Here is a 10,827-nt window from a genome sequence, read left to right as displayed (position 1 = left end):
GAAAACTTGCAATGTGTCCAGGTCTTTTCGCAAAAACCGCGAAAAGACCTGAGCAAGGGGGCGCGTCTTGCGCGAATTTCCGCAGAAAACGCGGAAATTCGCTTCGGGTGAAAGGGCGCGTGGAAAAACAAAGTCAAAGTCAAAACCCTGGGAGCAATCCCCCAGCCCCCTTTTTTCTTTCAATAATTTCGAACCGGGGGTACCTGGGCAGTTACGAAAAAAAATCCCACCCCTTGAAATTTCTTGACACAATGTCTATCTGAATATCCAGATAGGCAGGACAGGATCTTGCCCGAATCAAAAAAAATCGAGGGAGGCAGCAACATGACCACTTTTCCCGTCGCCATGCCCGGTCTGTCGGACCTGGTCGTCGCCGAGAACAATTCAGGATTGAGAAAGTTTTGGCAACAGGCCATGCATGCCCCCATCCTGACAAGCGAGGAAGAATTTCGTCTGGCGCGGAGCTACCGCGAAAACAACGACCTGGATGCGGCACACAAACTGGTCCATTCCTATCTCCGCCTCGTCCTGAAAACGGCCCGCGAATACCTCAACTATCGTCTCAACCTGGCCGACCTCGTCCAGGAAGGGACGGTCGGTTTGATGCATGCCGTCAAAAAGTTTGATCCGGACCGCGGCAACCGTCTGTCCTCCTACGCCATCTGGTGGATCCGGGCGGCCATTCATGACTTTATTCTCCGTTCCTGGCGCATGGTGCGCATCGCCACCACCCAGCTTAAACGGCAACTGTTTTTCAAACTGCGGCAAGCCAAATCGTCCCTGGCCCCTCTGAGCCAGGAAGAGGCGGAAGAACTGGCCATCAAATTCAATACCGACGCCCATACCATTCTTGATGTCGATCATCGCATGGGCGGGGGCGACACGTCGCTGAATCAATCGATCCTGGAAGACTCCGGGGAGATGATCGACCTGATCGTCGATGAACGTCCCAACCAGGAACGTCTGTTGTCGAACCGGCAACAGGAAGAGTTTCGTTCAGCCTTGATCCGAAAAGGATTGGACGGTCTTTCGGAGCGGGAAAGATACATCGTGACGCGCCGATTCCTCGCCGAAAAACAGGATACCCTTGAAAATCTGGCCCGACACTTCGCAATCAGCCGCGAACGGGTTCGCCAGATCGAAAACCGGGCGATGGAAAAACTTCGTTCGTATTTTGCCAGCATTCCCGCCGAATCAAGGGACCTGATTTTTGAAAGCTGATCGGAAGGCTTCGATTGACATACCTTGGCTTCATATCTGGGCATCTCTTTTGCTAGAGATCAACCGGTCGATGGGGTTCCTTGAGTATGCCCGACCGGGAAAAACGCCGTGTATCGGGTGATGCTGCGCGGAAAAACTTGAACTTTTGACCACGCAAACCTAATCTTGACGATTCAGGCGATGCCCGCGCCACCCGTTTTCACATGAAGATGTTTGGGTCCGATGGAAAGGACGGGACAGGGCTGCCCCATTCGGATCGATTCCGGATTAGGGTTTTTCATGTGCGGGTTTTTCATGCCCGACGGGCATCATGTTCCGCCACTCATGCCAGGAGGCCCAGGCTTCCGGTTCGGGAGACCGCTTTTTGAACGGATTCTATAAAAATCTTTCGCTGTGGCTGGTCATCGGCCTATTGCTGGTGATGCTGTTCAATCTGTTCAACCAGCCGCAAACCCGCGAGCAACATATACCCTTTTCCGATTTTCTCAATCAGCTCGATCAGGGGCGGGTCACCGATGTGACGGTCCAGGGGCGGACGCTGACCGGGATTCTCACGGATGGCGGTGGGTTTACCACCTACACGCCCGAGGATCCCGACCTCATGAGGTTGATCCGGGAAAAGAAGGTCAACATCACCGCCCGGCCTCCGGAAGAGACACCCATCCTCCTGACCATATTGATTTCCTGGTTTCCGATGCTGCTTCTGATCGGGGTGTGGGTTTTTTTCATGCGGCAGATGCAGGGGGGCGGAGGTCGCGGGCCGATGTCCTTCGGCAAGTCAAGGGCGCGGATGCTGTCGGAAAAACAGGGCAAGGTCACCTTCGCCGACGTGGCGGGGATCGAAGAAGCCAAGGAAGAATTGCAGGAGGTGATCGAGTTTCTAAAGAATCCGCAGCGATTCCAGCGTCTTGGTGGAAAGATTCCCAAGGGGGTCCTGCTGATTGGTCCTCCGGGCACGGGCAAGACGTTGCTGGCGCGGGCGATTGCCGGGGAGGCGAATGTCCCCTTTTTCAATCTGTCGGGGTCCGATTTTGTCGAGATGTTTGTCGGTGTCGGCGCGGCGCGGGTGCGCGACATGTTCGAACAGGGAAAGAAGAATGCCCCGTGCATCATCTTCATCGATGAAATCGACGCCGTTGGCCGGCACCGTGGCGCTGGTCTCGGTGGTGGCCACGACGAACGCGAACAGACGCTCAACCAACTGCTTGTCGAAATGGATGGGTTCGAATCGGCCGAGGGGGTCATCCTCGTGGCTGCCACCAACCGGCCCGATGTATTGGATCCGGCGCTCCTGCGTCCGGGTCGTTTCGACCGTCAGGTGGCGGTCCCCAATCCCGATATTCTGGGCCGGACACGGATCCTTGAGGTCCACATGGGGAAGGTTCCCCTGGCCGAAAGCGTCGATCCGGAAGTGATTGCCCGCGGGACGCCGGGGTTTTCCGGGGCCGATCTGGCCAACCTGGTCAACGAGGCGGCGCTGGGGGCGGCGCGTCTGGACAAGAAACTGGTCGATATGGAGGATTTCGAGGCGGCCAAGGACAAGGTGATGATGGGCAAGCCGCGCAAATCGGCGATCATCTCCGAGAAGGAACGCCTGACCACCGCCTATCACGAGGCGGGCCACGCCATTGTCGCCTCCGTCATTCCCGGAACCGACCCGGTACACAAGGTGACCATCATTCCCCGGGGCCGGGCCCTGGGGCTGACGATGCAGTTGCCGACCGAGGACCGTCATACCTATTCCAGGCAACAGTTGGAAGACAACATCGCCATCATGATGGGGGGGCGCATCGCGGAGGATGTGGTCCTGAACCAGATGACCACGGGGGCCAACAACGACATCAAACGGGCTACCGACATCGCCCGCGGCATGGTCTGCGAGTTCGGCATGAGCGATCTGTTGGGACCCATGGTTTACGGCGACAAGGAGGAGGAAATCTTCCTCGGACGCGAAATCACCCAGCACAAGAGCGTTTCCGAGGAAACCGCCCGCTTGATCGACAAGGAAATCCGCGCCATCATCGATCGTAACTACGAGCGCGCCAAGGCCATCCTGTTGGAAAAACGTCAGGTCCTCGACAATATGGCCAAGGGCTTGCTGGAACGGGAAACGCTGGATTCGGAAGAGGTCGCCCGTCTGGTGGACGGGGCGTCGCTGGAAGAGGCGCTCAAACCCCTGCCTGCCATCGCCAAGAAGGGACCCAAGAGAAAACGTCGCGCCAAACCCAAGCCTGTCAGGCCCATTGATGAGGAAGAAGCGGATTTCGCGGAGGAAGAGGATTTTGAAGGGGACGATGACAACCTCTCTGGCGGCGAGGATCGTCCCGTCGCCGATCAACGTGGAAAATCTGGAAGAAAACCCAAGGGATCTCCCAAGGGTCCCGAGGATGTCGCGGATCGCGTCGATATTTCCGGGTTCGAAGGCCCGAAGGATTCATGAGGGTCCAGGCCGTCCTTGAACCACTGCCTTTTTTTCCCCGATCCTTCGGCCTTGGTGAACGACAGTCGGGCCATCTTGCCGCGTCCAGGGAGGATCGGGAGGCGTTTTTCTGGTATCTGGAACTGGAACCATGGCCGGAAGGGGGCGGGGTTCCTGGTGGGCTTTCCTGGGAAGGGATGGAAGGCAGGCCGGGATGGGGCAGGGTCCGGGGGATCCTTTCTCCGGAGTCGCTCGATGGGTGGATCCTTGCGTTGAAGAACGGCGGTTTCGGGGAGCATGCGTGTGTTTTAGGGGATGCCCGGCGCAACCATGAGTCCGGGAGGCCCGTGATGCGCTGGGGGGAAGGTGGCCGGTATTGTCTTGATTTTTCCCGTCCGCTGCTCATGGGCATTCTCAATGTGACGCCCGATTCCTTTTCCGGGGATGGGGTTGCCGGGGATGTGACGGCGGCGGTCGGGCGCGGGGTGGAACTGGCGCGAAACGGCGCCGATGTCGTCGATGTCGGAGGAGAATCGACACGGCCCGGCGCGGATGCGGTTTCGGTGGCGGAAGAGTTGTCGCGGATCATCCCGGTGGTGCGGGCGCTGTCGCGGCGTCTTGAGATTCCCGTCTCGGTGGACACCAGCAAGCCGGAGGTGATGGAGGAGGCGCTCTTGGCCGGCGCGGCGATGATCAACGACGTGTCGGCCCTTGGCGTGGTCGATGCGTCCGGGGGCGTGGCCGTGGCCGTGGATGGGGCGGAGGCGGAGGCGGAGGAACACCTTCTCGACCGGCGCAAGGTATCGCTGCTGGCGGGTCTGGATGTGCCGGTTTGTCTGATGCATCGCCGGGGAACCCCGAAGGGGATGCAGGACAATCCCTGGTATCGGGATGTGGTGCGGGAGGTCTACCATTTTCTCGAACGAAGGATCGCCGCCTGCCGCAAGGGGGGGATCGATCGTCGGCGGTTGATTGTCGATGTTGGCATCGGTTTTGGCAAGTCCGCGGGACACAACCTTGAATTGATGCGGCATCATGGAATGTTTTCGGGATTGGGACAGCCGCTGATGTTGGGTGTATCGCGCAAAAGGATCGTGGGCCACCTGAGTGGTGTCGCGGACCCAGGGATGAGGGATACGGCGAGTCATGCGCTGGCGGTGTTGGGAATGCGGACCGGGGTGCGCATGTTTCGTGTCCACGATGTGGCTGGGGCGCGGCAGGCCCTGACCGCGGCATGGGGATGGATGAACGACGGGGAGCGACGGAAGCGATGAATCAAGGGCCGGAAACAGCGAACCCTGGGGAGAATGCGCCTGCCAGGGAAAAGAAGGTGGAGCGCCGTATTTTCGGCACCGACGGCATACGCAGCCGCGCCAACGTCTATCCGATGACGGCGGAAATGGTTCTGAGGCTGGGACGGGCCGCGGGACGGGTGTTGCGCAAGGGGGAATTTCGTTCGACGGTGGTGATCGGCAAGGATCCGCGGTTGTCGGGTTACATGTTCGAGTCGGCGTTGCGGGCGGGGTTTACATCGATGGGGATTCACTGCCTTCAGGTCGGGACGCTGCCGACGCCCGCGGTGGCCTTCATGACGCGCGCCCTCCGGGCCGATGCCGGCGTGGTCATTTCCGCGTCGCACAACCCGTTTCACGACAACGGCATCAAGTTTTTCGATCCCAATGGGATGAAGCTGCCCGACAGCATGGAACTGGAAATAGAGCGGGTTCTGTTCGCCAACGAAATGGACCAACATCAACCGTCGCCGACGGAGATTGGTCGGGCGACCAACATCGAGGACGCCCCGGGGCGCTACATCGAGTTTTGCAAGAACTCCTTTCCCAAGGCGCTGCGTCTCAATGGCCTGCGGGTCGTGGTCGATTGCGCCAACGGCGCCGCCTATCAGGTGGCGCCGAGGGTGTTCTGGGAATTGGGGGCCGAGGTCATTTCCATCGGCAACGAACCCGATGGCTTGAACATCAACAGTGGTTTCGGTTCCCTGCATCCGGAAAAGATGCGGGCCAAGGTCCGGGAGACCCGGGCCGACATCGGGGTCGCCTTCGATGGCGATGCCGACCGGTTGCTGGTCTGTGACGAGAAAGGACGGCTTCTTGACGGGGATCATGTCCTGGCGATGTGCGCCCTGGCCATGAAACGCAACGAAACCCTCAAGGGGGACGGCGTGGTGGCAACGGTCATGTCGAATCTGGGTCTGGAACGATTTCTGTCGCGTCATGGCCTCAAACTGATCCGGACCAAGGTTGGGGACCGTTATGTGTTGGAGCACATGTTCAACAACGGGTATAACCTGGGCGGGGAACAATCGGGGCACATGATCTTTCTGGATCACAACACCACGGGCGACGGCATCGTTTCGGCGCTCAAGGTGCTTGAACTCATGGCCGGCAACCATAAACCTCTGTCGGAATTGACCTCGGGCATGGAACTGGTGCCGCAGATTCTCAAGAATGTCATGGTTCCCGTTGGTTCCGATCCTCTTTCGAGTCCGAAGGTCGGCGGCGTGATCGCTCGGGCGGAAAAAGCCCTGGAAGGGACCGGACGGATATTGATCCGCAAGTCCGGGACCGAACCCAAGATCCGGGTCATGATGGAGGGGGATTCCCAGAGCCGGATTCAGGAACTTGTGGATGAAGTGTGCCAGGCGATTCAGGATTCGGTGAGCGGAGACGTCCATGTTTGAAATCACATTGCCCGACGGAACCGGTCGCGCGTTCGAAAAGCCGGTGACGGTGGCGGAGGTTGCCCTGGCCATTGGTCCTGGGTTGGCCAAGGTGGCGGTGGCGGGCAGGGTCGATGGGCGGCTGGTCGATCTGGGATTGACAATCGGTGGCGATGCCCGTGTGGCCATTGTCACGATGAGTTCTCCCGAAGGGTTGGAAATCATCCGTCATTCCACGAGCCACCTCATGGCCCAGGCGGTCAAGGAACTGTATCCGGGGGTCCAGGTGACCATCGGTCCGGCGGTGGAACATGGGTTTTATTATGATTTTGATTTCGAGCGTCCATTCACGCCCGAGGACCTGGCGGCCATCGAGGGGCGGATGCACGAGATTTGCGCCCGCAACGAACCGATCACCCGGCGGGAAATGGAGCGCGACGCGGCGATCGCCCTGTTTCGCGGGATGGGGGAACACTACAAGGTGGAGGTGATCCAGGCCATTCCCGAAGGGGAAACCTTGTCGCTCTATGCCCAGGGAAACTTTATCGATCTGTGCCGCGGACCGCACGTCTCCGCGACCGGCCAGTTGAAGGCGTTTAAATTGCTGTCGGTGGCGGGGGCCTATTGGCGGGGCAATTCGGCCAACAGGCAGCTGCAACGTATTTATGGCACCGCGTGGGCCGATGCCAAATCGTTGCGTGCCCATCTGCACATGCTCGAAGAGGCGGAAAAACGGGATCACCGCCGTCTTGGCAAGGAACTGGATCTGTTTTCCATCCAGGAATCGGCGGGTGGTGGTCTGGTATTCTGGCATCCCATGGGGGCGCGGGTCCGTCAGGCGATCGAGGCCTACTGGAAAGAGACGCACATCGCTGCGGGATATGAGTTTCTTTATACACCGCACATGGCCAATCTGGATCTGTGGCGCACCTCGGGCCATCTGGATTTCTATCATGATTCGATGTTTCATCCCATGAGCGTCGATGATCAGGAATACCAGATCCGACCGATGAATTGTCCGTTTCACATCCTGGTCTACCGGTCGCGGATGCATTCGCATCGTGATTTTCCCATTCGCTGGGCGGAACTGGGGACGGTCTATCGTTATGAACTTTCCGGGGCGTTGCATGGGTTGTTTCGTGTCCGCGGGTTTACCCAGGACGATGCCCATGTCTTTTGTCGGGAAGAGCAGATCGAGGATGAAATCACCGCCATTCTCGATTTGACCCTGGCGACCCTGGGGACCTTCGGTTTCAAGGAATTCAATATTTTTCTCTCCACCCGTCCCGAGAAATCGGTGGGAAGTACCGACATCTGGGAGAAGGCGACGGCGGCCCTGATCAATGCCATCGGCAAACATGGCCTTGATTATGTCGAGGACAAGGGCGGTGGCGCCTTCTATGGTCCGAAGATCGATGTCAAGATTACCGACTGCCTTGGCCGCAAATGGCAATGTTCGACGATTCAATTGGACTTCAATCTTCCGGAGCGGTTTGATATAACCTACATCGGAGAGGACGGGGGCAAACACCGTCCGATCATGATCCATCGGGCGTTGATGGGTTCGTTGGAGCGGTTTTTTGGCATTCTCGTGGAACATTACGCCGGTCGATTTCCACTGTGGCTGGCGCCGGTGCAGGCGGTGGTTTTGACGATCACCGATGCCCATCATCCCTGGGCCATCGAGGCGCGCGATCGACTGCGCGCCGCAGGTCTCAGGGCCGAGGCCGACCTGCGCAACGAAAAGATTGGTTACAAGATTCGTGAACATACCCTGAAAAAGGTCCCGTGGCTTCTTGTCGTCGGCGACCGCGAGCAGGAACTCAAGGGGGTCAGTCCGAGGGATGTCTCGGGCAAGGATCTTGGTTTGACACCCCTGGACAACATGATCGAGAAACTGGTACTTCAGGCACGGCAACGGCAATTGTGAAATGATCGACCGGATCGATCGATGCCAAAATGCCTGAATGTGGTGTATTCTTCAACATAAGGAGTAACGCTCATCGCCAAGCCACCCATCAAGGACAAGCTGCCCCCTGTCAATCCCGATACGACGCGCATCAATGAGCAGATTCGGATACCGGAAGTTCGTTTGATCGACGAGAATGGTGAACAGGTCGGGGTCGTCGATCGACATACCGCGTTGCGGCGGGCGGTCGAGGCGGGATTGGATCTCGTGGAGGTCGCTCCCCAGGCCAAACCGCCGGTCTGCAAGATCATGGACTATACCAAGTTCAAGTATCAGAAGGCGGTCCGTGAGCGGCAGGCGCGCAAGAAGCAGACTCGTACCGAAATCAAGGAGATCAAGTTTCGTCCAGGAACCGAAATTCACGATTTCGATGTCAAGCTGCGCAGCATTCGCAAATTTTTGGAATCGGGTAACAAGGTCAAGTGTACCCTGCGGTTTCGTGGTCGTGAGATGGCGCATCAGGAGTTGGGACTGGCCCTGTTGCGTCGGGTCGAGACCGAGGTTGCGGATATTGGCAAGCTCGAACAGATACCAAAACTCATGGGCCGGCAGATGACGATGGTGATTGCCGCCAGTCAATCGGCCAAGGTGAAGCGGTCTTCCGATTCTTCCGATACCTCCTCCGATTCAGAATGACGTTTTTTTTTCGAGTGACTGGCCGGCGGTGTGGGGAAGGGACCCTGTTCGCCGGCGAGTCGTTATTCAACCGTTTTCATGGAATGGAAAAAGGGATGCCAAAGATCAAGACCCACCGGGGCGCGGCCAAGAGGCTGTCGGTCACCGGATCCGGGAAAATCAAGCGCAACAAGGCGTTCAAACAGCACATCCTGACCAAGAAAAGCCAGAAACGCAAACGCAACATGCGTCATTCGGGACTGGTGGCCGCGGTGGATGTGGCGTCGGTGCGCCAAATGCTGCCCTACAGCTTTTGAGGGGCATGCGGGGACGACCTGACACCGAGGGCAGTCCCGACATCATGGTTTTCAACGACCAACCAGGGAGCAACGGCAATGCCGCGAGTCAAACGGGGTGTACCGGCGCATGCGCGTCACAAAAAGGTTTTGAAACTGGCCAAGGGGTATCGTGGCCGCAATAATAATTGTTTCCGCATCGCTTTGCAGAAGGTCGAAAAGGGGCTGAAATACAGCTATCGTGACCGGAAAAACCGCAAGCGTGAATTTCGTCGTCTTTGGATTGCCCGGATCAATGCGGCGGCCCGGCTGGCGGGTTTGTCCTACAGTCGTTTCATGCATGGTTTGGCGGCGGCGGGGATCGAACTTGACCGCAAGGTGTTGGCCGACCTGGCGGTGGCCAATCCCGAGGATTTTGCCCGCCTGGCCGAGCAGGTCAAGGCTTCTTTTCCATAAGGGTTGAGGATGCGTTCGGGAAGGGGGAGGCCTTCCCGGAGGACCTGGGCAGTCACGTCGTATTTTTCCCCCTTGACGTGTCCGCTTGGCGAGCACTTGTATTTCAAGGCAAATCCCATGACCATGCGTCACCAATTGGAAGAGTTGCAGGCCCGTACCCTGGAAGAACTTTCGCGAGCGGGCAGCGTTGCGGCCCTGGAAGAGGTACGGGTCCGTTTTCTGGGCAAGAAGGGGACGTTGACCCAACTGTTGCGGGGACTCAAGGATGTCCCCGAAGGGGAACGGCCTGCGTTGGGAGGACTGGCCAACACCCTCAAGGAGGCGTTTAACGATGCCCTGCAACGACACGCCCAGACCCTTGGAGAAGCGGAGTTGCGGGAACGCCTTTCCCGCGAGGCGATCGACGTCACCCTCCCCGGACGGACGCCGCACGCCGGGGGGCTGCACCCGGTCAGCCGCGCCTTGACCGAAATCACCGATATTTTTCTCCAGATGGGTTTTCCATCGATGTCGGGTCCCGAGGTCGAGACCGACTGGCACAACTTCGAGGCACTGAACATACCCGCCGATCACCCGGCGCGAGAAATGCACGACACGTTTTACCTTCCCCCTGGGGCCGATGGCGGACGGCGGGTGTTGCGCACCCACACCTCCCCGGTTCAGATCCGGGTGATGGAGTCCCACAAGCCGCCATTGCGGGTGATCGCCCCCGGCAAGGTCTACCGTTGCGATTCGGACCTGACCCATACGCCAATGTTTCACCAGGTGGAGGGATTCATGGTGGATCGCGACGTCCACTTCGGGCAACTGATGGGATTGCTGGAAACCTTTCTGCGGCGGTTTTTCGAACGCCGACTGCCGGTCCGGTTCCGTCCGTCGTTTTTTCCCTTCACCGAACCTTCCGCCGAGGTGGACATGGGATGCCTGTTCTGCGAGGGGACGGGGTGCCGCATCTGCAAGGGGACGGGATGGCTCGAAGTGCTCGGGGCGGGGCTGATCCATCCGAACGTGCTGACCAATGTCGGCATCGACAAGGAAATGTTTTCGGGATTTGCCTTTGGCATGGGGGTGGAGCGGTTGGCCATGCTCAAGTATGGCATCGGCGACCTCAGGACCTTTTATGAAAATGATGTTCGTTTTCTCATGCGGCATGCCCGATGCGGGGAGGCTTGAG

At 58.5% G+C, this 10,827-nt stretch carries 9 protein-coding genes; all 9 read left to right on the top strand.

What is annotated here, in order from left to right; genetic code table 11:
- Nucleotides 1–324 precede the first annotated feature (324 nt).
- Nucleotides 325–1,221: an RNA polymerase factor sigma-32 gene (locus HQL76_14805; GenBank protein MBF0110435.1), complete on the top strand. Its 897-nt coding sequence runs from the start codon at nucleotides 325–327 to the stop codon at nucleotides 1,219–1,221.
- 310 nt (nucleotides 1,222–1,531) lie between these two features.
- A complete protein-coding gene (gene ftsH / locus HQL76_14800) occupies nucleotides 1,532–3,661 on the top strand; it encodes an ATP-dependent zinc metalloprotease FtsH (protein MBF0110434.1) in 2,130 nt (709 codons plus the stop codon).
- Nucleotides 3,662–3,990: 329 nt separating this feature from the next.
- Nucleotides 3,991–4,914 carry a dihydropteroate synthase family protein gene (locus HQL76_14795; protein ID MBF0110433.1) on the top strand — a complete coding sequence of 308 codons (924 nt, stop codon included), beginning with the start codon at nucleotides 3,991–3,993 and terminating at the stop codon, nucleotides 4,912–4,914.
- Nucleotides 4,911–6,338 carry a phosphoglucosamine mutase gene (locus tag HQL76_14790; protein ID MBF0110432.1) on the top strand — a complete coding sequence of 476 codons (1,428 nt, stop codon included), beginning with the start codon at nucleotides 4,911–4,913 and terminating at the stop codon, nucleotides 6,336–6,338. The genes HQL76_14795 and HQL76_14790 overlap by 4 nt, the downstream gene beginning before the upstream one ends.
- Complete coding sequence (gene thrS, locus HQL76_14785; GenBank protein ID MBF0110431.1) at nucleotides 6,331–8,247, top strand: threonine--tRNA ligase; 1,917 nt, start codon at nucleotides 6,331–6,333, stop codon at nucleotides 8,245–8,247. The genes HQL76_14790 and thrS overlap by 8 nt, the downstream gene beginning before the upstream one ends.
- A gap of 87 nt (nucleotides 8,248–8,334) precedes the next feature.
- The gene (locus HQL76_14780) at nucleotides 8,335–8,922 is read left to right on the top strand and encodes a translation initiation factor IF-3 (protein ID MBF0110430.1); all 588 of its coding nucleotides are present in this window, start codon (nucleotides 8,335–8,337) and stop codon (nucleotides 8,920–8,922) included.
- Nucleotides 8,923–9,017: 95 nt separating this feature from the next.
- Nucleotides 9,018–9,218 carry a 50S ribosomal protein L35 gene (rpmI, locus tag HQL76_14775; GenBank protein MBF0110429.1) on the top strand — a complete coding sequence of 67 codons (201 nt, stop codon included), beginning with the start codon at nucleotides 9,018–9,020 and terminating at the stop codon, nucleotides 9,216–9,218.
- 78 nt (nucleotides 9,219–9,296) lie between these two features.
- Nucleotides 9,297–9,653, top strand: a complete 357-nt coding sequence (gene rplT, locus HQL76_14770) for a 50S ribosomal protein L20 (protein ID MBF0110428.1) — start codon at nucleotides 9,297–9,299, stop codon at nucleotides 9,651–9,653.
- A gap of 117 nt (nucleotides 9,654–9,770) precedes the next feature.
- Nucleotides 9,771–10,826, top strand: a complete 1,056-nt coding sequence (pheS, locus tag HQL76_14765) for a phenylalanine--tRNA ligase subunit alpha (GenBank protein ID MBF0110427.1) — start codon at nucleotides 9,771–9,773, stop codon at nucleotides 10,824–10,826.
- Nucleotide 10,827 lies beyond the last annotated feature (1 nt).

This window comes from Magnetococcales bacterium, assembly GCA_015228815.1.
Taxonomy (GTDB): Bacteria; Pseudomonadota; Magnetococcia; order Magnetococcales; family UBA8363; genus UBA8363.
Note: the sequence above shows the minus strand (reverse complement) of the source record. Positions and strands in the feature narration are given on the sequence as shown.

Bases quoted from the DNA above. Each gene is read 5' to 3' on its own strand.
- HQL76_14805 (MBF0110435.1), top strand. From the start codon at position 325: ATGACCACTTTTCCCGTCGCCATGCCCGGTCTGTCGGACCTGGTCGTC.
- ftsH (MBF0110434.1), top strand. From the start codon at position 1,532: ATGTTCCGCCACTCATGCCAGGAGGCCCAGGCTTCCGGTTCGGGAGAC.
- HQL76_14795 (MBF0110433.1), top strand. From the start codon at position 3,991: ATGCGCTGGGGGGAAGGTGGCCGGTATTGTCTTGATTTTTCCCGTCCG.
- HQL76_14790 (MBF0110432.1), top strand. From the start codon at position 4,911: ATGAATCAAGGGCCGGAAACAGCGAACCCTGGGGAGAATGCGCCTGCC.
- thrS (MBF0110431.1), top strand. From the start codon at position 6,331: ATGTTTGAAATCACATTGCCCGACGGAACCGGTCGCGCGTTCGAAAAG.
- rpmI (MBF0110429.1), top strand. From the start codon at position 9,018: ATGCCAAAGATCAAGACCCACCGGGGCGCGGCCAAGAGGCTGTCGGTC.
- rplT (MBF0110428.1), top strand. From the start codon at position 9,297: ATGCCGCGAGTCAAACGGGGTGTACCGGCGCATGCGCGTCACAAAAAG.
- pheS (MBF0110427.1), top strand. From the start codon at position 9,771: ATGACCATGCGTCACCAATTGGAAGAGTTGCAGGCCCGTACCCTGGAA.